The sequence below is a fragment of the Paenibacillus sp. DP01 genome, assembly GCF_044784315.1.
GTDB classification, from domain to species: Bacteria; Bacillota; Bacilli; order Paenibacillales; family Paenibacillaceae; genus Paenibacillus; species Paenibacillus polymyxa.
Map to the genome: position 1 here is coordinate 5671260 of NZ_CP173059.1, position 25761 is coordinate 5697020.

The window sequence follows — 25761 nt, forward strand, 5'->3', positions numbered from 1 at the left end:
CCACTTATCATTCTTAGAATCTTCTAAGTCGATAAGTGAGGAACTACCGCCTATTTACGAACTGGAGTGATATCACCTTATTTCACTTTTGAACGATTGAACTGGTTGCTTCTGTTGTTCCTTTTGCCTCACCATGTCCTGCACCAAATAGGTTCAATACCACCACGCCAATAACAATTAAAGCAATCCCTACGATACTTCCTGTGTTGATTTTCTCCTTCCAGATCAATACTGAAATCACCGTTGTAGCAACAGCCCCCACCCCTGACCAGATGGCATAGGTCATATTAAGAGGAAGTGTCTTGAGGGTTAGTGAAATAAAGAAGAAAGAGATTACAAACGCGACAATCGTGAATAGAGTCGGATACAGTCTCGTAAAACCTTCTGAAGCTTTTAGCATTGAAGTACCAATAAGCTCACTAGCAATAGAGATTGCCAAGAAAAAATAAGCCATCATTCATTCTCCTTTATATATGTCTTTAATTCTTCTATAATTTTTTGCTTCAATTCTTCATTGGGAAGAGCGAGTCCGAACATTTCGGCAAACCACAAACCGTCTATAGCTAATCGGACGATCGTAGAACGGACTGGGTCCAATTCGTCGTTTTCGATTTTATTTTGGATATTCGCATACTCATCCTGAAGCAGCTTGAGCATGTGAGGGTTCGTAAATTGTGCTGCCGAGAGAGCGGTATACAGGTCACTTGCATCCTGATCCCCGGAAAATGACGTATTCATATAAGCGCGAGTCCATCTACCTTGGGAATGTGTATCGTTTTCTGCCCTTTCATTAAATTCGGCGATAAAGCTAGTCGATAGCTGTTCAACCATTCCCAGAATCAATTCATCTTTATTCGGAAAATGGTAAAGCAATCCTCCCTTACTTACTCCCGCTTTCTTAGCCACCGCTTCTAACGTTAATTTTTCTACTCCTTCTTCTTGCACAATCATAGAAGCCGCTTTAAGTATTAATTCTATTTTTAATGTTTTTTTAGTTGTGTTCATTCTGATCACCGCCCATTTAACTATACCGTCCGGACGGTTTTATTTCAAGTAAAAGATACGTTTAAGCTAAATAAAAAGAAGCCTTGGGCGTGTAACATTTCAGCCAAGACTTCTTCAAACAAACAACTACCCAGCCCGGGTATTTAGCAAAAGTCCGCATCTGTTGGGTTTTAAGTGCCACCTATAGCTTATCTCTTCAGATACTGTCTCAGCCATTGGAGCGCAGGGCGTTCCGTGCCGTTCGAGTTCAGCAGATGTGTACCATCTTTCCAAGTTTGTCCTTGGATATACCCCCAAAGCGTAACTCCCTTCACTGAGGGGTTTTGCCAAAGGACTGGAAACTTCTCTTTGTATCTGGCAAGTTGGGTGTTATCATCCCCAGTTATATCCAGTTCCGACACATAGATCGGTAACCCGGTCGCCGACAGCTTATTTAGTACAGTATTCATCGTGTTGACTGAGACGTTGTCCATACTGAAATGGTGGCATTGAATGCCAATACCGTCAATCAGGCCTCTACTCTTGAGCTGATTAATAATATTGACATATTGGTCGGCTAAAGAAGGGTCGTTGATAATACCATAATCATTTATATGCAGTTTGGCATTCGGGAAAGCTTGTCTAGCCTGTTGAAACGACCATATGACCCAATCCCATCCGGTCGACCCGTCACCACCAATGGCATTGCGGTAGGACGGCTTCTGATGCAACGGCTCATTCACCACATCTACAAACGCCGCATTCGGATAGCGCTGACCTGCTGCTTTAATCCACTGAGTCACTTCCGCTTTCTGATCAGCAGCCGACAGTCCTTTAACCCATCCTGGCTCCTGGGCACCCCATACCAACGTATGGAACTTGAACGGGAAACCATTGCTACGGGCATAATTGTAGGCGGTATCCGCCTGCGACCAGTTCATGTTGTTACGACTGCCTTCAACCGATTCCCACTTAGTCGAGTTCTCCGGCGTCACTTGATTCCAGTATGTCCCGTAACTAGGAGGGACACTGCCCGCAATGATATTCCCCAGAAAGTTGCTTCCATTTGCCAGGCCAGCATCAGCCTGGTTGACCAGAACAGATGATAACAACACACCCGCCAACGCCAAACTGCTCACCAGCTTGCCCACTTTAGTTCTTAACATAAAATCTCCTCCTCACACATATAGTTTGATAATACTCATCCCTTAATATTTAAGCGCTTACATTTCCAATTATAAGAATGAATAGTCGTTTTCTGCTACATGTGAAAGTATAGAATTAACCCGAAAAATCTTACATCATTGCAGAACAGCCACAACACGAATCCCAAACAACTCTGAAACGATAACAAAAGGCTGCTGCGAAAAGTGATATACTCCCTTCACAGTAGTAGGTTTTATTATTCAACCTGTCTATCTTCTTGGGAGCATATCACCTGAAGACCGCTCCTTAATTATTTAAGGATTAAGCGCTCTTGCAATCGCGTCTACATAACTTTGGCTGGCGCGTTGACTTACTTCTGCTTGAGGAACCATCCCTTCAAAATTGTGGAATGTGCCGGGATACAGATGAAATTCGACGTCAACGCCCGCTTGGGCAAGGCGTGCCACATATTCGATCGTCTCATCTCGGAATAGATCGAGCTGCCCTACGCACGTGTAGGTCGGCGGCAGACCAGCCAAGCTTTCTGCTCTCGACGGCACCGCATATGGGGAAACCTCGCTATCTTCGGTACGATTACTCAAGTACATGTTCCAGGCCGTCAAGTTGTTCTTCCGGCTCCATGGTGCATTATCGGCCGTAATTTCATGACTTGATGCCGTAACATTGCGGTCGTCGATCATCGGATATAGCGGCATTTGGAAGATAAGGGCTGGTCCGCCTTTGTCACGAGCCATTAAAGCAAGTGCTGCGGTTAGACCGCCACCCCCGCTTGCACCAGCAATTGCGACCCGGTCCAAGTCGATGCCCAGCAGCTCAGCTTCATCGGTCATCCACGTCAAAGCGGCATAACAGTCATCGATGGCAGCTGGGTAGGGGTGCTCGGGAGCAAGTCGATAATCGACCGATACGACGACGCAATTAGCCGCCTGCACGAAGCGTTCGCACAAAGCATCGTCCATATCAGGATGCCCCATTACATAGCCTCCCCCGTGAATCCACAGCATGGCCGGAAGCTTAACATCAGTTCGCTGGGCAGGTTCGTAGATTTTGACTAATATCTCGCCTGCAACGCTCGGAATCATCCGGCTTGTCGTGCGTACGTGTTCCGACTGCTCAATAGGCGGACTCGACAAATAACTTCTGCTCAGTTCTAAATTCTCCTCCAGTTGAAAACCGGGAAATTGTGCAATTACTGACCTTAGTTCTGGTAATAAACGATTTTCAAAATCCATGCGAATCACTCCTATGTTAGGTTATTTTATAGTCTTTTTTCCGTCTCCGCTTCCCACTTGGCTATTTCCTTCCGCACTCGGGGTGCTACCTCTGTTCCAAGTAGCTCAATGGCTCTCATCACCTCGGCATGCGGCATCGTGCTTAACGGAACATACAGCATAAAGCGTGTAACACCTACATGCTTGCGAAGATGAATGATCTTCTGGGCAACCGTCTCGGGATCGCCAACATACAGCGCACCTTCAAAGCTGCGCGCGGCATCGTAGCTGGAACGATCATAATGCGCCCAGCCTCGCTCCCTACCCAATCTATTCATACCTGCCATCGTAGAAGGGAAATATGTATCTGCCGCTTGCTCATTATTCTCTCCGACAAATCCTATCGAGTGCGACCCAACCCTAAGCTGCGATTCATCATGACCAGCGTGCGCTGCTGCTTTCTTATAAAGCTGGACAAGCGGTGCAAAATTTATCGGGTTTCCTCCAATGATCGCCAGCATCAAGGGCAGTCCTAACAGACCTGCACGAATAGCAGAATCCTGCCTTCCCCCGCTGCCTACCCATATTGGTAAAGGGTTCTGAACTGGCCGTGGATACACGCCCAAATTGTTAATGGCTGGCCGATGACCGCCCTTCCAGATTACCTTTTCGGACTCCCGTATTTTAAGGAGAAGTTCCAAATGTTGTTCAAACAGCTCATCATAGTCATCCAAGTCATAGCCGAACAGAGGAAAAGATTCAATAAAAGAACCCCGACCCGCCATAATCTCGGCACGTCCATTTGAAATACCATCCAGCGTAGCAAAGTCTTGAAAAACGCGCACCGGATCAGCTGAAGAAAGCACCGTCACTGCACTGGTTAGCCGAATCCGTTGCGTCTGCGCTGCAGCCGCGGACAGCACCATTGCTGGTGAAGATGCCGAATAATCCTTTCGATGATGCTCACCTATACCAAACACATCAAGTCCCACTTGATCAGCAAGGATAATTTCCTCGACAACTTCACGCAACCGCTGTGCGTGACTTATCACTTCGCCTGTCTGAACATCAGGCTTTGTCTCTACAAACGAGGTAATACCTATCTCCATGGTCCATCTCTCCCGTTCTAATAGCTTTCTTTGTGTGCCAATTGAATAACAATAAAATATCGTACCAATCGGTAAGTTATTTTTCCCAGTAAATATAACTCACAAAAAAGAATACTGTCAACAATCATAGTAAATCCACTTTGATTATTCTTTCATATTCACCTCCTCTTTTCGGGAAAGACCAACCTTCATTTGACAATTTTAAGGACTAATTATAAGATAATAACGTACCAATTGGTAATAAAATGAATGTCACTGAACATTATAATCAGATACATGGAGCCATTAAGAATAAAATCATGAGTAACGAGAGGTATTGTTATGGGACGAACCCGCGAATTTGACGAAGAGAAAGTTTTAGATGCAGCTATGCAAATATTTTGGGAAAAGGGATATGAAGCCACCTCATTAAGTGATTTAACTTCAAGAATGGAAATTCAACGCCCCAGTATATATTCCACTTTTGGGGGCAAAAAAGAATTGTTCGAAGCCGCGCTACGCAAATACACGATGTCCCGTGCTTCTCTGATCCGAACCAAACTTCAAAGTATTCCATCTGTAAAAGAAGCATTTCGTACTTTTTTTGAGGGTGTAGTTGAAGAGGAGTATGCGGAAAATCCTAGAAAAGGATGCTTTTGCATTAATACAATGGTTGAACTTGCGCCCCATGATGAGAAGTTTGAAATTCTTACAAGGGAGCATCAAATGTACCTAGCGGTCATTTTTCAAGAAACCATTGAACGAGGTATACAATTAGGTGAGCTTGAGATCGAACTAGATGCGAAGGCTGTATCACAGGCACTAGTTGTATCGTTAATTGGTCTGACCGTCATGATAAAGTCTCGTCCAGAACGATCATTTATTGATAATACAATAGAGGTAACACTGACACTGCTTAAGTAAGTTGAATGGATTCTTTTAGCGGATAACAATCTCTATAAGACAGTTTAAAGGGCACCCAGTCGGGTGCCCTTTGTGCGTAACACATATTTTCACATATGTTGATATAAAACAATGCGTTACAATTGCGTATAAGGATGGAGGTTTTATTAATGTCCACGATGTTTTTCTTTCGCTTTTTTCTCCTTTAATTCCCTTATCCGTGCCTTCATAGATTCCTTTTGTTGTTTGGAGTAAGTACGTTTCTCCAACTTACGCTTCTCATACTCTAACTTTAAGGCCTCTTGTGCGTTGGAGGAGACTCCCTTTCGCCTTAATTCATACGCTGCCTGCCTTGCTAGCCGCTTTGGATTGATCTTCTTCGTTTCAGACCCCTTTACAGCCACCTCTTGTGACAGCCGACTAACAAGTTCACACATTTCCTCTCGGATAAAATGGAGAATTTCTTCGTCTTTAGGCTCTGTACCAAAAATGTACCTGGCTGCCTTCAATTTCCCTTGGTCCTGCTCCTCCACGACTCCAACCCAATACTGTCCATCATGATAAATCGTAAGCTTCATTTGAATCCCCCTCATTTTAAATCGAAACGATGGACATCCCGAGGGGGAAGGTTACTGACATGGCACTCTTGCTAATATAGAGTCGTCCATGCGTCTGGACTACCAACCAGACTGTGTTTTTTCGTCTCAGAAAAAGTATAGTTGCCCTACTGGAAAACAGCAAGTTAATCGCTGATATGTATTAGAGTGAACCTAGATATAGAGTATACTAGATGAGTATAAGTTCGGTACACGATGACATGATATATGTAATGGTACTTAAATACAGCGCAGAAGAGGTTGAGAATGAGTCAGAAGCATTTTGCAGATTATCCATTAAGTGAAGAAATTGTGAGGGCTCTGAATAGCTTGGGCTATGAGACGCCAACAGAGATTCAAACGGAGGTTATTCCCGTTGCGCTTGCGAAGAAGGATCTTGTGGCCAAATCGCAAACAGGCAGCGGCAAAACAGCAGCATATGGTATTCCACTTTGTGAGCTAGTAGATTGGAATGAGAATAAGCCCCAAGCTTTAATCCTGACACCAACTCGTGAACTCTCATTACAAGTTACTGAAGACATCACGAATATTGGACGCTTTAAGCGGATAAAAGCAACGCCCCTTTATGGGAAACATCCTTTTCATATACAAAAGGCCGAGCTAAAACAAAGAACACATGTGGCTGTAGGTACGCCTGGACGTGTACTGGATCACATTGAACGAGGCACGCTATCCTTAAATCGAATTGCCTATCTCGTGATTGATGAAGCTGATGAGATGCTGAATATGGGCTTTATCGAGCAGGTTCAGTCGATTATTCAGGCGTTGCCTAGTGACCGGGTTACGATGTTGTTTTCCGCTACTTATCCCGAAGATGTAGCCAAATTATCACGTAAATATATGAAAGATCCTGTGGAAATTGAGATTAAGGCAACAGGTGTAACGACTGCTACAATTGATCACTCTCTTATTCAGGTGCGAGAGGCGGACAAACTGGCTCTGCTCCAGGATCTGCTCATTGTTGAGAACCCTGACAGCTGCATCATTTTCTGCCGTACGCAAGAGCGTGTAGATACACTATTCAGAGCATTGGCTGACCTCGAATATCCATGTGATCGCATTCATGGCGGCATGGAGCAGGATGAGCGATTTGAGGTAATGAACGCATTCAGAAGGGGACAATTCCGTTACTTGATCGCAACGGATGTAGCCGCCAGAGGGATTGATATCACAAATATCACCCATGTCATCAACTACGATATTCCCCTTGAAAAGGAAAGCTATGTTCATCGTACAGGCCGTACAGGACGTGCTGGCAAAACGGGGAAAGCCATTACTCTAATCACTCCTAAAGACAGCAACCGATTAGCTGATATTGAAGCATATATTGGATTTGCAATTCCGCAAGTAAAAGCCCCCTCAGAAGAGGCTGTAGATCTCCGCAGAGAAGATTTCGAGCGGAACCTACATGTAAAAACTGTGCTCAAAAACGACAAGCGCGAGCAATTAAACCAACAGATTATGAAGCTCAATTTTAACGGCGGTAAGAAGAAAAAACTTAGAGCTGTCGACTTTGTGGGTACCATCGCTAAGCTTGACGGGGTAACAGCAGATGATATCGGCATCATTACGATTCTGGATAATGTGACAGATGTTGAGATTCTGAATGGCAAGGGCCCACTAGTGCTTGAAATTATGAAGAATACGACCGTAAAGGGCAAGCTGTTAAAGGTACGCAAAGGGCATAAGTAGAAGGTACGCTGCATAAAAAGAGTGAGGCCATCCCGTCCAGAACAGCCGAAAGTTTTTGTAAGCTATACAGGCGGGATGGCCGAGTTCATCTCTTGCTCCTCTAATTCATCTTTCCATTTAGCGATATTATAAATGACTTTGAATTTCTCTTTTAACTGAGTAACACCTTCAACTGGCACATAGCTGTCCAATTGTAGATGGAAGTCCGAAATATCTTTTTTATGGTTATACATCTCTTCTAGAATATCAATGATTGTGGAAAGTCTAGATTTAAACGATAACTTATAATCATCTTCGCCCTCGAGTATACATAGATTTTCTACCCCTCTAAAAAAGGAGTTCTCTTCAAAATATAGCTTGTTACAGATCATATGGGCCTGCATCAATGGTTCGCATATTTGCCAATCTGCTTGCTGCATGGCGGTTTTGAGTGATATATGTGCTCCACTAATGTAATAATAATCTCGATAAAAACACATTGAACAAGAGGCCTTCATTATTTTAATTTTAGAATCTACAGCAGGATACCCTAATACAAATCCTTCAGCTAACAATTTCTTGGAAAAGTAATCTAACGATTTTACGAATAATTGGTATCCAAGCTCCTTACCTTCCTCATCATCTTTATGACAGCAATAATGAATAATATCTTCATTCACTTGTGTATTTTCATATCGATATCCCATTCCAGCCTCTAAACGATCAATATGAATTTCGACTCCTGCAAATAAGTCATTCAAACTTGTTATTCTGGAATGATTGCCTTTTAAATTTATGTTTAAGTCAGCAGTACATTCTCTATAAAGTATACAGGTGTCTTTGATATTCAGGTTAATATCTTGTCTTTTCATAAAATCAGCGATTCTCTTGAGGTGCAAGTAATCCGTTCCTAAAAAAATTATTTTCTCATATTCAATAGCCCCAGCATCAGATTGATTAAAATGAACAGCAATACAAACGTCCTCATCATGTGCTATCAATGTCTCAATACTCTCAATCATCCTATTCCGTAGTGCAGCTTGTGAAGGAAATGGCATGGTTAATCCAATGTATTTTGATTCTAGGTTAGGCAGCAGCTTCATTTGATTATGAAGGTAAAGCAACACATGATCAAAATTATATTTCCTAGCACTTTCATTCATTAGAAACTGTAGACCTCCTTCTTATCAATATCTAATTTCATTTTACCATTCCCTCACTTCCACAATATACCTCTAACTCTATAAAACTAATTACGTGGGTGATAATTGATCTGCTTTATCGTATTCTCTTAAAGAGTTGATAGCACACTTAAAAAATTTTAGACAAGGTGTCCCTTTCGGTCATCTTCAATTGTTATACAGATATAGTTTTCTTTTTGATCAGAGGGGGTGCCTAAATCTTTGAATGAGGACATCGAATACAGAATCAAACGAGTTCAAGCTGGCGAGATCCAGGACTACGCCTACATTGTAAAAGAGTACCAGCGTCAGATTTTTGTGTACTGCTGGAGGCTATTAGGAAGTGAGCAGGAGGCGGAAGAGGCTGTGCAGGATATTTTCGTCAATGCTTTTGAGAAAATCAGCAAGTACAAGCCGACAGTGGGCTTCTCCTCCTGGCTGTATAAAATGGCCTATCATCACTGCCTGAACCTGATTCGCAGGAAGAATCTACAACGCAAATTTAAACTTACCCTGTTCACCTCAGCTGACATGACTTCAGACAGTGCAGCGCAGGTTATGGAACGTCAGCTTTTCAGTGAACCGCTGAGCCGAGCGTTGGACCAACTGAACGCGGAGGAGCGTAACCTGCTGGTGCTGCGCATTTTTGAAGAAAAAACGTTTGGAGAAATCGGGGAAATCATGAACAAAAGCGAGGATGCTATCAAGAAAAAATACGGCAGGACAAAAACAAAGCTCAAAAAAATAATGGAGCCCCTAAAGGAGGACCAAAAATGCGTGAGTTACAAGACAGAATTCAAAAACAAAGCCTGAAATACACCGATCTGCAAGACAGGGGATTAAAAAACATGGACAAGCTAACCGAGCCAGAGAACGCTTTGAAAATTCAGGCTTTTGACGTCTCTGACAAAGTGATGGAACAGGTCTACCAAAAGGCGATGCCCAAAAAAGGAAATATCGGAAAAATCCATTTTCAGCCTCGCTTGACTGTCCCCATCATGATTTTGCTTTTTGTAGTAGGGGCCTCTGTGACCGGATACGCAGCTTCACAATATCTTGAGTTCCGCAACAGTAAGGGCGCCGTTGTATTAAATACCGCCAAACCCCCTACCGAAACGGACGCCTCCAAAGCATATACCTCGACCTACGCACAGTGGGACAAAGAGGTGAAAGGCCGTTTGCAGCCAGGAGAGTATGCTGCCTATTACGTCAAGGACGATTCTATGAATCAAAAAAACCTATCTAATCCGGCCCTGTTTGCGTACAAACCGGCTGAACTCTCAAGTTTCAACAGCTTACAAGATGAAATCAAGCGGACTGAGGCTCCATTACTCAGCAATCCCACTCATCTACCGGATGGCTACAAGTTTGAATTTGGATACGTCTATCCAGTCGCTGCATATCCTGGAATGATGGATAAAAAGGAATATCGCGCTTTAACCGATCAACTGATGCAACAGGCCAAAGCTGCACCGGAGGGTGAAAATCTGTTTATTCAAAAGCTAAGCTGGGACAAGTCAGACTCCTCCTTTGCCCGGTATGCGAAAGGAAACGACTATGTAAACATTACCGTCACCAAATACACTCCTGAAGTCACGAAGACGACCATCATGCAAAATGAACAGGATTCGGCTGAGCAAGTGACAATCAAAGGAACCAAGGTCTATTACATCAGGGCAAGTGAAGCAAGCAAGCCCTTGGAAGCAGGAAAAAACCGACTGGGATGGCTCGATGAAAAAAGACATTTACACTACAACATATCCGATAACCAAGACAGCCCGCTGACCAAAGAAGATTTGGTTAAAATAGCCGAAGATTTGCTTAATGGTTCACCACAATAGCTGCAACGGTAAGATTTAAAAAGAGACTGCCCTTCGCCAAGGGTAGTCTCTTTTTAAAGAATAGTCCCTATACCTTTCCTCACAAACCACTACCGCATACACCATAATCTTTTTACCTCGACTAACTCCTGATCGTTGAACTTCATTCTGTATACATCTGGTTTGGATGTGTGTAGTAGAAAATCCAAGTCGTACTGCTTGTCATAATACCCCATCATTAAAGTCATAACTGCCCCATGAGTGCCTAATGCAACTTTCTGTCCTCGATAGGTTTTTAACAATTCTTTTAGAACTGCTATACTTCGGTTCTGACAAATCGTATTAGACTCTCCTCCCTGTAAGGCAAAGTTTGGATCAGAAAATGACTTATCTAATAAAGGGAATAATTCCTCATCGGGCATTCGGTGGTCTTCATTCAAAAAGATCCTTTCTTTAAGATCCTCGAATACCAAAACTTCTTGTCCTGAACATCGGGCTAATTCTTGGATGGTTAGGATTGCTCGTTGATATGGACTTGAAACGAAGACCCCGATCCCCTCTCCTTTCAGTAATTCCGTTATTCGATAGGCATCTGACTTCCCTTTATCCGTCAACCCTCTAGTTCTTTCATTTCCTTCCGTCTTCGGTGATTCGCCATGTCTCACCATGTAAATGAAAGTTTCCAAAATAGCCTCCTTAAAGGATATCGTTTTGCTCTCGTGATTCCTGAAACCGCCCATTGGTTATAATTTTAGAGCAAATCCTTCGGTATGACCAATCCAGTCTGCACTCACCATACACGAACTGATAATTGCTGTTACAATGTCATATATTATCTTTTTCTTTCATGCATAACGCTTTACCACGGAAGCTGATCATCCATGTAATAGAATCCGCCTGTTGGACCATCCTCTGGCAGGGTCGCCAGTCGGACCGCCGTTTTTGCTCCATCCTCCACCGACAGTTCCGCCTTTTCCCCACCCATCTGCGTTTTGACCAAGCCGGGGTGTACGGAGTTAACCTTCAGATGCGTCCCACTGTTTTTTTGTGCCCAGTAGGCCGTCAGCATATTCAAAGCTGCTTTGGAAGCTGCATAAGCCGGGGTAGCAAGCCGCTGCACCCGTTTATTGGAAAGTTGGAACTGAATCGAGCCTATAGCGCTGCTTTGGTTGACGATTCTGCCTGCTTCGCTCTTTAACAGTAATGGCAACAGTGCTTCTGTAATCAAATAGGGTGCGAACGTGTTCACCTCAAAAGTATCTCTGAAAGCATCCCCGTCATAACCCGCTTTTTCTGCCAAAATGCCTGCATTGTTGACCAAAATGTCCAGCCGACCGTAAGTCTTCTCAATGAATTGCGCCAATTCCGCGATATGTGCAGAATTCGTAACCTCCAGCTTCACGCCGACTGCCTGAATGCCATCTTGCAATAGCCCGGCCGCTGCTTCATCTGCTGCTGTTTTCGTGCGCGCAGCAACCAATACCGTTATGCCTTGCCGCCCCAATTGTCTGGCAATCTCCAGTCCGATTCCTTTGCTTGCTCCGGTAATTAACGCGATTTTGTTTGTCATGATTTATTTCCTCCTCATTTTTATAAAATTGAGAATGATCGTTCTAATAACATGAAAAAAATTTGTTTTCGTGTATCGTCTATGTCTCTAAAATACGTAGATTTAACTCGGCTATCCGTTGCAGCTTTTCTTTCGGAACGGAAGTCCGCACCATCACCCTCAGTCCCGCTAAGGCATTTTGCAGATACTCAGCCAATTCCTTCGCTTCGTACTGCTGTGTGAATTCGCCGTTTTGCTGTCCCCACGTTACGATTTCTGCAAGCAGCTCCTCCGATTTTGCAAAGGCCTTCGTCGCTATCGCATCAATCTCCTCATCCCGAGCTGCTAATTCGACAGCCGAATTCACGAACATGCAACCGGGCGGTACGTCCTCTTCACCATTAATGATAAAGTCGAAAATGAACTGAAGTGCCTGCTTAGCCGTCTGGGATTGCTTGATCCCTGCCGACCATCTACCACTAACTCGCTCTCCGAATCGGTCCATCACTTTAAGAAACAGGGTGTGCTTGTCGGTAAAAGTATCATAGATACTTCTTCGATGGATCCCCATGTGCTCGACAAGATCATTCATCGAGGTTTTCTCATACCCCTGCTCCCAGAACAGCTTCATAGCTTTTTCCAGAACAACGTTTTCCTCAAATTCTTTGCTCCTGGCCATCGTAGCTACCCCCTGACCACTTAGAATAGGTTTGGATTAATTTGCATGACCTTTTGGAAACGATCGTTCTACATTGGTCGCTGATATGTCTTTCTTCTCTGTCTGGCTTTATCCTAACATATCGGGAACGATCGGTAAAGAATTACTTTTCCTCCTTTATAGCCCGCTCCATGATTACTGTAATCACTATAGCAAACACCAATAAACACAGAAGGATTACAAAGTTTCGCACTCGTAAGCAAGCATTTTAGCGGTGGGAACTCCCCACCGCTTCACGTTGTTGCTTATGCGACTGAATACGTATTGTAAGATTACTTTGTATTTTATTAAAATATTTGGATGATCGAGTTACTAGCCATGTAAAATTAACGATGCAGCGGTTCTTTTTCGCCCAGACCCAGCACCTCTGTAGTGGTATTGTGGATCTGTTGGTAAAGCTCTGAGTTTTCCGCTAACGACAATCCATAAGAAGGAATCATCTCTTTTATTTTTGGTTCCCATTTTTCCATATGTTGTGGGAAGCATTTCTCTAATACCTCCAGCATAACGTGAACAGCAGTAGAAGCCCCCGGAGAAGCACCGAGCAATGCAGCCACCGAGCCGTCAGCGGAACTAACCACTTCCGTACCAAATTGAAGGGTTCCTTTACCGCCCTCTGTATCTTTGATCACCTGCACACGCTGACCTGCTACCACGATATCCCAGTCCTCAATTTTGGCGTTGGGAATAAACTCGCGTAATTCCTCCAGGCGCTTTTCATTCGATAACATCACTTGCTGGATCAGGTATTTGGTCAATGCCATCTCTTTTGCCCCTGCCGCCAACATCGTGATGAGGTTATTGGGTTTTACGGAACCAATCAGGTCCAGATTTGAACCCGTTTTCAGGAACTTTGGTGAGAAGCCGGCAAACGGTCCAAACAGCAGCGCTTTTTGGTTACCGATGTATCTAGTATCCAGATGCGGGACAGACATAGGAGGAGCACCGACCTTCGCTTTACCGTATACTTTTGCATGATGCTGGGCGACCACTTTAGAATTGTTACATACCATAAATAGTCCACTTACCGGGAATCCCCCGATATATTTGGACTCAGGAATGCCAGTTCTTTGGAGTAAAGGTAGACTTCCGCCCCCACCACCGATAAAAACGAATTTGGCAGTATGATATTCGATTTTTCCGTTATCCAGATTATGCACTTTGACTTTCCACGAGCCATCGCTCGCACGTTTAATATCCTTTACACTATGCTTGTATTTAATCTCGACGTTTTTGCTTTTTAAATGGTCAAACAACATGCGTGTTAAAGCACCAAAGTTGACATCTGTTCCAGAGTCGATTTTGGTTGCCGCAATCGGTTCATTCAATGTACGACCTTCCATAATTAGCGGAATCCATTCCTTCAGCTTTTCAGGGTCATCGGAAAATTCCATGCCTTGAAATAGCGAAACACTTGAAAGCGCTTTAAAGCGCTTTTTTAAAAAAGATACGTTTTTTTCACCCATTACCAAACTCATATGGGGTATGGGCCTGATAAAGTCCTGTGGATTACGAATCAAATTACTGTTGACAAGAAAAGACCAAAACTGTCTTGAGAGCTGAAACTGTTCGTTGATATTAACCGCTTTACGAATATCTACAGATCCGTCCGCTTTTTCGGATGTGTAGTTCAGCTCGCACAGTGCAGCATGACCCGTGCCTGCATTATTCCATTCGTTAGAGCTTTCTTCTCCTGCACTTGCCAGTTTCTCAAACACTTTAATTTCCCATTCCGGTGCTAACTCTTTCAGCAATGATCCCAGAGTCGCGCTCATGACTCCGGCACCAATTAAGATAACGTCTGTATTTTTCTGAATACTATTCATAAAAACCTTCCTTATCTCTTATATTTGCAAAAAAGAGCAGGCCCTCCTGCTTAACTGACTCAAGAAGCAAGGCTCCACTCAGGAACATACCTTTTCTATCTCCATTATAACTTAAATATAATCATTTAAAAATTATATCTACTTTTATCTGATAATTATAAATCATTTCTGCTAAAAAGTGAGAATTTTCTTGCGAAAATAAAAATTGAATTCAGCTTTTTATAAGAAACATAGCTGATTTTGTTACTCTCGTGGAATACAGCTTCCCAATAATTAAATCAACAGTTTATGTATATGAATAACCAGGAATTGTTATGTAGGATTTCAAGAATTAATGCGCGATCCATCTTGGGACTGTACGCAAACTGTACAATGCATAGAAATCAAGTAAAATAAGGGACATAAGGCGAAGATCCCCCATGACCTGGGCTATTGTTGGAATATTTTCTTTTGTCAGGGAAGAACGGTTTTCGGACTGAAATGCTGAAGAAGCAGAATCTGTAATGATTCTGTAAACCTTGTAGGAATGGGGACTAGAGTGCTATGAGGAAAATAGTAGTTAGTGGGAATACGTACTTGTGGAGTTATAAAACAGTCAGAGATATTTACTGTAGATCCAAGTTGACTATTATTTCTGAAAATAAAGATATAAAATTTATAATTCAGTTTACTACTAAAGATACAATTGTCACTGGTAGCCCTTTGAATGAGGGATTACGTGTGATGAAAGAGGGTAAACAATATTCTATTAATCTGAACCAACCTAAGTATGTTGCTGAAGTGTTGCAGTATATACTTGATATGGAGTTAGATGTGACAGTGAAGAAAGTGCATGAGCTAAATGGTAATGAATTGTTGGTTAGTATGGGGTATCAGGATGTGACTGGACTTTTGATATGAACTAAGCCTGTTCCACATTCTAAATCAAGCAAAAGGCCTTCCCCGAAGGAATGGCCTATTTGTTATGGAAAGACACCTCATTTTTCATGCCTCACTCTTAGTCACTTTATAGAGAACTTGCTGTTATTTAGGATAAGTTACGTATACACCAACTGCTTTCCCTCTGAATCCCAACGCCATGCCAAATCACCTTGTAGCCATAAACCACCATAGCACTCGTCTATTCCCTTTATCTTCACCCAGTCATGTACTCCCGCCACTGTATTCCTCCCTACTTCCGTTAATGCAACAACGCATTGGTCAAAGAATGGAGTTGTTTTCTTTTGATGATCAGGAAATGAGTGGCGACCTTGAATCTCCAATAGTGCATGTGGTTGCTCCGACATATTCCTCAAACGGTACCAAAATTCCAAATCACCCAGGCCCAAACCACTTATTCGGTTCCCGATCTGCTTAAACAATTCATGTGGAGTATTTACTCCTTGCTGGATGAGTTCCAAAGTTGTCTGCTCTACGATGCCCAACCCATTGGCGGTAGAAGGTAGACGAGATAGGTGCAGTTCAAGTGCCGCATGAGCAAAAGGCAGGGCAGATGTGTCTTCGTGCAAAATATCAATATACCGCGTTATATCCGGGGAGGCATATGCTTCCCAGATTCTTTTGCCCATCTCAAGCTCCTGCTGGCCAATCTGCTGCCACGTGCCTGACAATTTTTCTAACTGCTTCGTTGTAAGCTGTCCCAAGCCCCTAAACGGTTCAATACCTGGGTAGTTGCCGATACACAGCAAGCTCAGTTTGGTTTGGCCTAGGGTTTGCATTGAAAACCAGTACAACAAGTAACTTAGCATCAGCTGGTCGAACAAATCGTGCTCAAACCATAGCACGACTTCGTCGTACTTATGAAAGTTATGCAGAGTCTGCTCCTGAGCCTTGCAATTGGATACATAGTCTTCTGCCGGAATCCCGAGAGTTCTCTCCAAATATTCCACTCTAGCTGCTCTAGATGAGGGCTCGCCCATTTCAAGGAACACCGGACCTACCGGATACACTTCTCTCCAGACCAGGATATCTCCGCGAATGTTCCCTTTCCTCAGCTTGTCACCAACATGGTCACCGTTGACTATATGTAGCACCGATTCTCCTCCTTCGTAAATATCGTTAAACATGGATACAAAGTCGCTGACAAGCAGCGAAGCTCTCAGATTATTGCGGGCATCGAACAATCGTTTTTTCAGCACGGATGGAGATACACATAGATAGCTTGATATTTCACCGATTGAATACCCTTGAAAATAGTACAGCTGAACTGCCAGTTTTAACTTGTCAGATAAACCCTCGACGGATTGATGAAGCTTCTGATGCCATTCCCTTCTCTCTGCGATAAGCTCCACATCATATTTCTCTACATCCATGACTATAGTTTCGTCCAACGGCATCATCGTGTGCTTCTTCCGGCGCAGAAGGCGATGACATTGGCGTTCGACAATGATCTTGAACCATCCAGGGAACGCCTCTGCTTCCTGTAACTTATGGAGATTGGCAAAAGCCTCAGTGAACGCTTCCTGAACTGCATCCTCAACTATGCTCCAGTCACCCAGCTTGGTAAATGCTACTGAAAAGGCCATCCCACTAAAATGCTGCACGATCTGCTCCCATGCGATTTGGTCGCCTAGCCGAGCTTCCTCAATCCATCGCTGCACCTCTTGCACCTCCTCTGTATGTAAATTCTATATATAAGTGCCGGTAAGGCTGCAAATGGTTACTTTGTCTAATTAAACTATCGTTTCCCGAGATTATAAATACTTCATCATGATGTGCGAAACAGTCCGCTGTTGATTTTCCCAATCATAATCGGAGTTATCCATTATAAAAGTTTGAAAAGGAAGCTGCTCAATAATGTGCAATTCTAGCTCTCGTCGATGTTCAAGGAACTGTATATATCCATCGTACCCGTGCAACCCCTTATTCTTTCCATAATCCTGCTCCGTATGGTACCAAATCACAAAATCTAGCCACTCTTGAGGCCTCATCGTTTTCACTCGCTCAATCGTCTCACGGACACTAGGTTGCTTCAAATAAAACAAAATTGGATTAAGGTCCTGAATTTGCTCCGCAATCTGTAATACGTGCTGAACAAATCGATCATTTCCAGCATCATGTCGAGCGAGTAATGCACACCCTGGATTCTGTAAAAAACAGCATTCGAGTATGACCAGCTTATCCTTTTCTCGCTGATTCTTAGCAAAAGAACTCCAACGTTGAACCATCAACTCGCAATATTTTTCTACAGGTATTCCATCGTAGATTTCATAGCGCCGGATTTCCTCATACAAACTAGAAGGAATTTCATTTTGAGCTGATTGCTGCGCAAGCGCGTATGCGATTAATGAGTCGTTACCGCTTAGCGATACAAATGGATCAATATCATGAAATACATCGGCATAGCTAGACCGGAGCCTATCAAGTTCCTCATTCGGCACACATGCAACCGATTCATAATCAGCGGGATGTCGTAAGTTCCCTTCTAAAAATAGCTCCGATTCTATTCGATGCGTGTTTAAGGTGTCCTGTATATATTGGGATAATGTAGATTTTCCAGAGCCAGGTATCCCTTCAACCATAACCAATTTTGTTGCCGCAGATGGTAAATTCGCCATAGTATCACATCCTCATGAATTAAAAATCCTCTGAGAAACGATAAAAAGCATTGGGTCCTGAGGACTGACCCAATGCTGTTATAGATGATCTATAATTATTTAATAATTACGTATTCCAGGTTAACCAGTTTTGCATAAGCAACAATTTGGTCTGTAGTTAGATTCAAGGAAACTACAGTATGGTGACCGCCGCCGTTCTCAATCCATGCTTTAACTCCATCTTGGAAGTTTGGCTTCACGTTCCACAGTACACGGGCCACTGGAAGTTTGGGAGCAGGAACTGTTGGTTCAAATGCAGTAACCTCATTGATCAGCAGTTTATAATGTGTGCCAAAGTCAGCCATGGAAACAACCACACCGTCTCCTGCCTTACCGTCAAACACCAGACGGGCTGGGTCTTCACGATCGCCGATACCTAACGGAGAAACGATAATTTTAGGCTTGTTGCTTGCCAACGTTGGATCAACTTCAAGCATATGCGATTGAAGGATCGATTCCTGACCAGCTGCTAATTCATAGGTGTAGTCTTCCATAAAGCCAGTGGATTGGTTATGGCTCATGACTTTAAGCAGACGGTCCAGCGCTGCAGTCTTCCAATCTCCTTCACCAGCGAAGCCATATCCTTGTGCCATCAAACGTTGAACGGCAAGACCAGGAAGCTGTTTCATACCGTAGAGATCTTCAAAGTTTGTAGTGAAGGCAGTATAACCACCATCATCCAGGAATCGTTTAATAGCAATTTCATAGCTTGCTTGCACTCTTACGCTGGATTCCCAAGCTTCCTTGCTGTAAGTACCATAATCAAATTCATAGAGTTCGGAGTATTCTGCGAACAAAGCATCAATTTCTTCTTCCTTCACAGCATTGACGTACTGAACAAGGTCGCCAATTCCGAAGTAGTCAACGGTCCATCCAAATTGGATTTGGGCCTCGACTTTATCCCCTTCCGTAACACCAACGTTACGCATGTTGTCGCCAAAACGGGCAACTTTGATATTGAAGCTTTCGTTATAAGCAACCGCTACATCCATCCATTCTGCGATTTGCTTTTGCACTTCCGCACGTTCCCAATATCCTACAACCACTTTATTCTGTTTCTTCAGACGGGCATTGATAAATCCATATTCACGGTCACCATGAGCTGCCTGGTTGAGGTTCATAAAGTCCATGTCAATTGTAGCCCAAGGAATGCTTTCATTATACTGAGTAGCCAAATGAAGCAGCGGTTTTTGCAACAATTTAGTACCGCGAATCCACATTTTTGCAGGTGAGAAAGTATGCATCCAAGTGATGACACCAGCAACCTCGTCACGATAGTTGACTTCTTTCATGAGGCTGGTGATTTTGTCTGCACTAACTGCCAGATCCTGCAATACGAGCGGATAAGGCAACACACCGCTTTTATTTAAGGCATCGGTCATTTCTTGTGCGTGTGCTTTCACTTCTGCTAATGCTTCTTCCCCATACAGATGTTGTGAACCTACGACAAACCAGAACTGTTTTGTACCTACTGTTGACATAACATTCATCCTCTTTTCTTCGTTTGTTAGTATAGTTGTCTTATTTTTGCCCGTAGTAAGCGTCTTTCCCATGTTTGCGCAAATAGTGTTTATCTAGAATACGCTGCGGCAATTCTTCAGCAAAATGATTCAATTCCCGTGCGAATAGGTTCATTTTCGAAACTTCTTCCAACACGACGCTATTCATAACTGCGGATTTCGCATCTTTTCCCCAAGTGAAGGGAGCATGACCTTTAAGCAGGACACCTGGCATTGCTAAAATATCCAGCCCACGCTGCTCAAAAGTTTCGATGATGACACGGCCTGTTTCGGCTTCGTAACCACGATCAATCTCGTCTTGTGTCAAGAAACGGGCACAAGGAACAGAACCATAGAAGGTGTCTGCATGAGTAGTCCCCATTACAGGTACGTCCAGGCCGGCTTGAGCCCAAACGGTCGCCCAGGTCGAATGCGTGTGCACAATACCGCCGATTTCTGCATAGTGCTTGTAAAGTACGGCATGAGTCGGTGTATCCGATGAAGGTCTCATCTCTCCTTCAACAACATTGCCGTCAAAATCAACAACTACCATATCGCTAGGTTTCATCGTGTCATAGCTAACACCACTCGGTTTGATAACGAATAAGCTGCGCTCACGATCAACAGCACTTACGTTACCCCAGGTGTATTTCACGAGTCCATGTTTAGGCAAATCCAGATTGGCTTGAAATACTTCTTCTTTCAGCTGCTCTAACACGTCAATTCCTCCAGTTTTCCACTAGATTATCTACAGCAGCCTGCTCAATCGCCAGGCCTTGTGTGTAGCGTTCCAAGAATGTTTCGAATCCCTTAACATCGGAACCGTCGGGATGAATTTCTTGTCCCTCAACATCTCTGAATACTTTTTGGTCGAGGAAGTCTTCCAGACTTTCTTGCTGATCCTTGTTCATCATGTAAGAAGCCAGAATAGCCATACCCCACGCTCCGCCTTCTCCAGCTGTTGCCATCACGGACACCGGAACATCCATAGCTGCCGCGACAATTTTTTGTCCGACAATAGGAGTTTTGAATAAACCGCCGTGAGCCAGAATGCTGTCAATTGCGACATTTTCTCTCTTCGTCAAAATATCCATCCCGATTTTCAAAGCAGCAAATGCAGTGAACAGATGAGTGCGCATGAAATTGGCCAAATTGAAACGGCTCTCAGGGGAGCGGACAAACAATGGCCGGCCTTTCTCTATTCCGGTGATGTTTTCTCCTGACAAATAGCCGTAGCTAAGTAAGCCGCCGCCATCTGGATCTGCTTCCAGGGCCTTATTCAGCAACACGCTGAATAATTGATTCGGGTCCGCCTTTTGCCCCATGGCCTCATAGAACTCACGGAACAAGCCCAGCCAAGCATTGAGATCACTTGAGCAGTTGTTGGCATGAACCATTCCGACCGGATTACCATTCGGTGTGGTCACCAGATCAATTTCCGGATATACCGCCGAAAGATCCTTCTCTAATACGATCATGGCAAAAACTGAGGTTCCCACAGACACGTTGCCAGTACGTTTTCTCACACTATTCGTAGCGACCATTCCTGTTCCCGCATCACCTTCTGGAGGACAAAGCGGAATACCTGATTGCAAATCTCCGGATTTATCTAAGATTTTGGCTCCCGCTGCGGTTAGTACACCTGCCTGCTCGCCTGAGATATGAACTTTAGGAATAATGTCTTGTAACTTCCAATCGTAGCCTTTGGCTGCAATGAGTTCATCAAACTGCTTAACCATCGGCTCGTTATAATCATGTGTAGTCTCATCAATTGGGAAGATCCCCGAAGCGTCCCCGATGCCAATGGCTTTGTTGCCAGTCAGCAGCCAGTGAATGTATCCAGCCAACGTCGTAATAAAATCAATATGAGGAACATGTTGTTCTTCGTTCAATATCGCTTGATACAAGTGAGCAATACTCCATCGCTCAGGAATGTTGAATTGGAATTTATCAGTTAAAGCTTTTGCTGCAGCACCGGTTGTCGCATTCCGCCAAGTACGGAACGGAACAAGCAACTCGCCCTTGCTGTCAAAAGCCATATAGCCGTGCATCATTGCAGAGAATCCTATAGAACCAACCGTATGAAGGGTGATTCCGTATTTTTGTTCAACCTCTTGTTTCATTTCACGATAAGCCTCTTGTAGACCTGTAATAATGCTCTCTAAGTTGTACGTCCAATATCCATCTACCAAGAGGTTTTCCCACTCATAGCTTCCAGATGCGATTGTTTCAAAACGATGATCAATCAGCACTGCCTTGATACGTGTGGATCCAAATTCGATACCAAGTGAAGTTTCTCCCTTAGTAATCGCTTGTTTAATGTCTTGATCCATGCTCACGTTACTCCTCTCTCTGAACAACTGTTATAATCGCAATAATTGAAAGAAGGCGCTTTCTTTTGTTTACAGCCTTAGTATATTTTTTGTGCGTACATTTGTCAACACAAAACCATAGTTATACTTACAAATACTTTGACGAACCGAGTGTTTTTCTACTTTAACTTTAGTATTTATACAGATAGGACAATAGATTATAATAAACTCATAATTATGCTAAAATATGTACATACAAATATTATAGATACATTAATTAGTATTAGAACAACTTGGAAAGAAGGAATAAAGTGAAACCAAAGTATCAGGTCATCCTTGAGGATATAAAAAGCAACATTCTTTCAGGGGCATACAGCGTAGGAGAACAAATTCCAACGGAATTCGCTTTGCAGGATAAGTATAAAGTTAGTCGCCAGACGGTTCGAAAGGCTATTTTGGAACTATCTAACGAAGGTTTTTTAAGAAGTGAAAAAGGATCTGGCACCTATGTCAGCAACCAATTTCGGTCAAAAACCGGTGGCAATTCCAGCAATAAAACCATAGGAGTCATCACAACCTACATCTCTGATTACATCTTTCCCTCTATTATTCGCGGGATTGAAGCCAGATTGAACGAAGATAATTATTCATTACTATTAGCCAGTACCAATAATGATGTCGCACAGGAAAAGAAAGCTTTGGAGATGATGCTGTCCTTTGGTGTCGATGGTTTGATCATTGAGCCTACGAAGAGCAATCTATATAATCCCAATATCGCTTACTATCTGACGTTCAAGGAACAGGATGTTCCATTCATCATGATTAATGCCTATTATGAAGAGTTGGAGGTTCCCTACTTCTGTCTCGATGACGTACAATCCAGCTATCTGGCAACCAAAGAATTGATCGCTAACGGACACACACAGATTGGCATCATTGCCAAAATGGACGATTTACAAGGGAAGTATCGAATGAAGGGTTATATCAAAGCGCTTGGAGAAGCCAAATTACGCTTTCACCCCGAGCAAGTGCTCTCATTCTATACAGAAACGAAGCAGGATCTGTCCACCAATTTGAAGAAATTCTTGACCGAACAAAGAGACGATTTAACCGCAATTGTCTGCTATAACGACGAGGTCGGACTAGAAGTTGTACATGTATGCAGACAACTTGGTATATCCGTTCCCGAAGATTTGTCCATTATTGGCCAAGACAATTCCTATATTTCCAAAAATGCAAACATCAAACTAACAACATTGACACACCCACAGGAACAAATGGGCCGTGATGCCGCCGACTGGGTTATTAAGAAACTACAAGGGAAGAAGGATCTAAGCAACCAAACCTATTATCAGCCCGTGTTAATTGAAGGAGAGACGGTAAAGAAGAAATTGAAGTGAAGGGGGAAATTTGTGATATTCACATACTCGTAATATACAAAACGCTACTGACAACGGAATGTCAGTAGCGTTATGGCCTTTTTTGGATTCCTTGCCAGATGCGAAGCGAAATAACTTATCCACCATTATCACCCGAAAACTAAATCTGTTGACATTTTGTGGGGAATACTGTATATATTCAAAGCCAATATGAAAGGCAATAGAGGAGGATCTGCGTGCACAGAGTGATCAAGATCAGATTTACGCTTTTTTACGGTGAAGTGCCTGAAGCAAAATATTACGGGTACTTGGAGTTGAATCAGGATGGCAATATGATCGCGCTCTACAATAGGTACGGTGAGGAAATAGACATGTATGGCGGACATGAATTTGTTAGGGTAAGGACACTTGGCAAATTTGATGACCAAGACCGTGATAATTTTTATTCTTTGTTAGAAAGTGATGGTGTAGGATAATCTGCACGATAGGCTGACGATTCCGGTGCCAAGGCACTACGAAAAATCAGCCTTTTTGATTTTATTTGCCTTATAGAGTTGACCGGCACGTTATCATAATCCCCTAACCTCATCTTGTCAAGAAATAATGTGCGAATGAGCGACACCGTGGCGGACCCCCCTTTTGCTTTCGAAATATGAATGAATTTCCGAGTATGATGAGCAATTTCGCTTTTTCCAATTCATCCCACTCCACGTAAAATGATTTTCAGGCGTTGCGGGATAAGCGATATACAAACAATAGACGGAACGTCATGAACAATCGGGAGGTAGAAGATGGCCAATCAGGCTCAAGATGCAAGAGAAATGAAGAGAGGGGCAATATTAACCGCTCTACTCATCGGTACATTTGTCGCATTTCTTAACGAAAATTTACTTACCAATGCGTTTCCTGCATTGATGAGAGAATTTAACGTTGCTGCTTCGACCATACAATGGTTATCGACCGGTTATATGCTCGTGATCGGCGTACTGGTGCCGGTGACCGCATTACTACAGCAATGGTTCACGACTCGCCAGATGTTTATGTCTGCGATGGCGTTATTTTTGGCCGGTACCTGCTTGTGTGCAGTATCCCCGGGATTCGGAATCTTGCTGATGGGCAGGGTTGTTCAGGCTTGCGGAACAGGATTATTGATTCCGTTGATGATGAATACGATTCTCGCCCTCTATCCTCCAGAACGCCGGGGTGCCGCCATGGGTCTCATGGGGCTGGTCATCATGGTCGCCCCTGTCATCGGGCCAGCTTTGTCTGGCTTGATTATCGATACCTTTCAATGGCGATGGCTGTTCTACATGGTGCTTCCTATCGCACTGTTTTCGATGATTTATGCATTCGTGTACTTAAAGAATGTGACAGAACTGACCAAGCCAAGGGTCGATCTTGTATCCATTGTGATGTCAACCGTCGGTTTCGGCTGCGTCACCTATGGCTTCAGCCAAACAAGTGCCTCACTTGAGCCTGAAGGTTACGGATCGATTGCAATAGGCAGCCTTTTCTTGCTCTTGCTTGTATGGCGCCAGCTTAAGATCAAAGAGCCGTTGATCGATCTTTCCGTATTCCGGCATTACACTTTTTCTCTGGTTGCGGTATTGATTGTAATTCTGATGATGGTTCTATTCGCCACAACAACATTGCTGCCGTTCTATATGCAGGATGTGATGAAGTTGACAGCATTTGCGACAGGCTTACTTCTAATGCCAGGTAGCATTTTGAACGGGATGCTGATGCCGGTATCGGGTAAGTTACTCGATAAATTTGGGCCGAGACCCGTCATTGTGCCCGGACTATTCCTGATCGCCATATCGTTGTGGCTGTTTACCGGCATCGACAGTGATACAACACAAGGTTCCGTTCTGTTCAATCATATCCTCTTATTCTTAGGCATGTCATTCGTCGTCATGCCGGCTCAGACAACAGGATTGAATCAACTTCCACGTCACCTGGTTCCTCATGGCACAGCCATATACAATACGCTCCAACAGATTACAGGTGGAATTGGCATCGCATTGTTCGTCGGCATCATGTCGTCTGGAGCCAATCGTTATCTTCATCATTCGCTCAATCCCACTGCAATGCATGAGAAGACACAAAGCATGGTTTCCGGTCTACAAACAGTTTTTTGGATTGAATTTATTCTTGCAATACTTATTATAGTGCTGGGTTGGTTTATAAAAAAGCTACCTGAACATAATTAATTCATTACTAGGCACAGATTAAATCAT

Annotated in this window: 24 protein-coding genes; 8 read left to right on the plus strand and 16 right to left on the minus strand. The window is 43.5% G+C overall.

Features of this window, described 5'->3' with window-relative positions; translation table 11 throughout:
• Positions 1-82: 82 nt before the first annotated feature.
• The 5 genes from ACH59B_RS25050 to ACH59B_RS25070 form a co-directional block, all read right to left on the minus strand.
• On the minus strand, positions 83-454 hold the full coding sequence (locus ACH59B_RS25050) for a multidrug efflux SMR transporter (RefSeq protein ID WP_016822518.1): 372 nt from the start codon (positions 452-454) through the stop codon (positions 83-85).
• Positions 454-1005 (minus strand): TetR/AcrR family transcriptional regulator, encoded by a 552-nt coding sequence (locus ACH59B_RS25055; protein WP_090889164.1) that lies wholly within the window; start codon positions 1003-1005, stop codon positions 454-456. The genes ACH59B_RS25050 and ACH59B_RS25055 overlap by 1 nt, the downstream gene beginning before the upstream one ends.
• Before the next feature lie 188 nt (positions 1006-1193).
• The gene (locus tag ACH59B_RS25060; RefSeq protein WP_126666312.1) at positions 1194-2150 is read right to left on the minus strand and encodes an endo-1,4-beta-xylanase; all 957 of its coding nucleotides are present in this window, start codon (positions 2148-2150) and stop codon (positions 1194-1196) included.
• A 294-nt stretch (positions 2151-2444) separates the two neighbouring features.
• Positions 2445-3383: an alpha/beta hydrolase gene (locus tag ACH59B_RS25065; RefSeq protein ID WP_126666311.1), complete on the minus strand. Its 939-nt coding sequence runs from the start codon at positions 3381-3383 to the stop codon at positions 2445-2447.
• 26 nt (positions 3384-3409) lie between these two features.
• Positions 3410-4471, minus strand: a complete 1062-nt coding sequence (locus tag ACH59B_RS25070; RefSeq protein WP_016822515.1) for an LLM class flavin-dependent oxidoreductase — start codon at positions 4469-4471, stop codon at positions 3410-3412.
• Positions 4472-4792: 321 nt separating this feature from the next.
• Here ACH59B_RS25070 and ACH59B_RS25075 point away from each other — a divergent pair, with 321 nt between their 5' ends.
• The gene (locus tag ACH59B_RS25075; protein WP_016822513.1) at positions 4793-5374 is read left to right on the plus strand and encodes a TetR/AcrR family transcriptional regulator; all 582 of its coding nucleotides are present in this window, start codon (positions 4793-4795) and stop codon (positions 5372-5374) included.
• Between the two features lie 146 nt (positions 5375-5520).
• Here the strand turns inward: ACH59B_RS25075 and ACH59B_RS25080 are convergent, their stop codons facing one another.
• Positions 5521-5931 carry a YjdF family protein gene (locus ACH59B_RS25080; RefSeq protein ID WP_016822512.1) on the minus strand — a complete coding sequence of 137 codons (411 nt, stop codon included), beginning with the start codon at positions 5929-5931 and terminating at the stop codon, positions 5521-5523.
• A gap of 285 nt (positions 5932-6216) precedes the next feature.
• Between ACH59B_RS25080 and ACH59B_RS25085 the strand changes: the two genes are divergently transcribed.
• Positions 6217-7662, plus strand: a complete 1446-nt coding sequence (locus ACH59B_RS25085; protein WP_126666310.1) for a DEAD/DEAH box helicase — start codon at positions 6217-6219, stop codon at positions 7660-7662.
• 62 nt (positions 7663-7724) lie between these two features.
• Here ACH59B_RS25085 and ACH59B_RS25090 read toward each other — a convergent pair whose 3' ends face one another.
• On the minus strand, positions 7725-8804 hold the full coding sequence (locus ACH59B_RS25090; RefSeq protein ID WP_235332593.1) for an elongation factor G: 1080 nt from the start codon (positions 8802-8804) through the stop codon (positions 7725-7727).
• Positions 8805-9044: 240 nt separating this feature from the next.
• Here ACH59B_RS25090 and ACH59B_RS25095 point away from each other — a divergent pair, with 240 nt between their 5' ends.
• Both ACH59B_RS25095 and ACH59B_RS25100 read left to right on the plus strand, forming a co-directional pair.
• Positions 9045-9635 (plus strand): RNA polymerase sigma factor, encoded by a 591-nt coding sequence (locus ACH59B_RS25095; RefSeq protein WP_113050661.1) that lies wholly within the window; start codon positions 9045-9047, stop codon positions 9633-9635.
• Positions 9596-10663 (plus strand): DUF4367 domain-containing protein, encoded by a 1068-nt coding sequence (locus ACH59B_RS25100; protein WP_113050662.1) that lies wholly within the window; start codon positions 9596-9598, stop codon positions 10661-10663. The genes ACH59B_RS25095 and ACH59B_RS25100 overlap by 40 nt, the downstream gene beginning before the upstream one ends.
• 89 nt (positions 10664-10752) lie before the next feature.
• Here ACH59B_RS25100 and ACH59B_RS25105 read toward each other — a convergent pair whose 3' ends face one another.
• The 4 genes from ACH59B_RS25105 to ACH59B_RS25120 form a co-directional block, all read right to left on the minus strand.
• Positions 10753-11328: a histidine phosphatase family protein gene (locus ACH59B_RS25105; RefSeq protein WP_107733658.1), complete on the minus strand. Its 576-nt coding sequence runs from the start codon at positions 11326-11328 to the stop codon at positions 10753-10755.
• A gap of 173 nt (positions 11329-11501) precedes the next feature.
• Positions 11502-12212, minus strand: coding sequence for an SDR family oxidoreductase (locus tag ACH59B_RS25110; RefSeq protein WP_113050663.1), 711 nt, complete (start codon positions 12210-12212; stop codon positions 11502-11504).
• A 79-nt stretch (positions 12213-12291) separates the two neighbouring features.
• Positions 12292-12870, minus strand: coding sequence for a TetR/AcrR family transcriptional regulator (locus ACH59B_RS25115; protein ID WP_016822504.1), 579 nt, complete (start codon positions 12868-12870; stop codon positions 12292-12294).
• Positions 12871-13235: 365 nt separating this feature from the next.
• Positions 13236-14735: a malate:quinone oxidoreductase gene (locus tag ACH59B_RS25120; protein WP_016822503.1), complete on the minus strand. Its 1500-nt coding sequence runs from the start codon at positions 14733-14735 to the stop codon at positions 13236-13238.
• Positions 14736-15278: 543 nt separating this feature from the next.
• On the opposite strand from ACH59B_RS25120, the gene ACH59B_RS25125 reads away from it, so the two are divergent.
• A complete protein-coding gene (locus tag ACH59B_RS25125; RefSeq protein ID WP_016822501.1) occupies positions 15279-15635 on the plus strand; it encodes a hypothetical protein in 357 nt (118 codons plus the stop codon).
• Between the two features lie 137 nt (positions 15636-15772).
• Here ACH59B_RS25125 and ACH59B_RS25130 read toward each other — a convergent pair whose 3' ends face one another.
• The 5 genes from ACH59B_RS25130 to ACH59B_RS25150 all read right to left on the minus strand — a co-directional run bounded on the left by ACH59B_RS25130 (position 15773) and on the right by ACH59B_RS25150 (position 22163).
• Entirely contained in the window at positions 15773-17335 is a 1563-nt protein-coding gene (locus ACH59B_RS25130) for a sigma-70 family RNA polymerase sigma factor (protein ID WP_404302993.1), read from the minus strand.
• A 93-nt stretch (positions 17336-17428) separates the two neighbouring features.
• A complete protein-coding gene (locus ACH59B_RS25135) occupies positions 17429-18292 on the minus strand; it encodes a hypothetical protein (RefSeq protein WP_126666308.1) in 864 nt (287 codons plus the stop codon).
• A gap of 95 nt (positions 18293-18387) precedes the next feature.
• Positions 18388-19812 carry an L-arabinose isomerase gene (gene araA / locus ACH59B_RS25140; RefSeq protein WP_016822498.1) on the minus strand — a complete coding sequence of 475 codons (1425 nt, stop codon included), beginning with the start codon at positions 19810-19812 and terminating at the stop codon, positions 18388-18390.
• Positions 19813-19852: 40 nt separating this feature from the next.
• The gene (locus ACH59B_RS25145) at positions 19853-20548 is read right to left on the minus strand and encodes an L-ribulose-5-phosphate 4-epimerase (protein WP_017426027.1); all 696 of its coding nucleotides are present in this window, start codon (positions 20546-20548) and stop codon (positions 19853-19855) included.
• A gap of 1 nt (position 20549) precedes the next feature.
• The gene (locus tag ACH59B_RS25150; RefSeq protein WP_404302996.1) at positions 20550-22163 is read right to left on the minus strand and encodes a xylulokinase; all 1614 of its coding nucleotides are present in this window, start codon (positions 22161-22163) and stop codon (positions 20550-20552) included.
• Positions 22164-22453: 290 nt separating this feature from the next.
• Here ACH59B_RS25150 and ACH59B_RS25155 point away from each other — a divergent pair, with 290 nt between their 5' ends.
• The 3 genes from ACH59B_RS25155 to ACH59B_RS25165 all read left to right on the plus strand — a co-directional run bounded on the left by ACH59B_RS25155 (position 22454) and on the right by ACH59B_RS25165 (position 25734).
• The gene (locus ACH59B_RS25155; protein ID WP_016822495.1) at positions 22454-23542 is read left to right on the plus strand and encodes a GntR family transcriptional regulator; all 1089 of its coding nucleotides are present in this window, start codon (positions 22454-22456) and stop codon (positions 23540-23542) included.
• Positions 23543-23757: 215 nt separating this feature from the next.
• Positions 23758-23997: a hypothetical protein gene (locus tag ACH59B_RS25160; protein ID WP_016822494.1), complete on the plus strand. Its 240-nt coding sequence runs from the start codon at positions 23758-23760 to the stop codon at positions 23995-23997.
• Between the two features lie 315 nt (positions 23998-24312).
• The gene (locus tag ACH59B_RS25165) at positions 24313-25734 is read left to right on the plus strand and encodes an MDR family MFS transporter (RefSeq protein ID WP_257126507.1); all 1422 of its coding nucleotides are present in this window, start codon (positions 24313-24315) and stop codon (positions 25732-25734) included.
• The last annotated feature ends 27 nt before the right edge of the window (positions 25735-25761 follow it).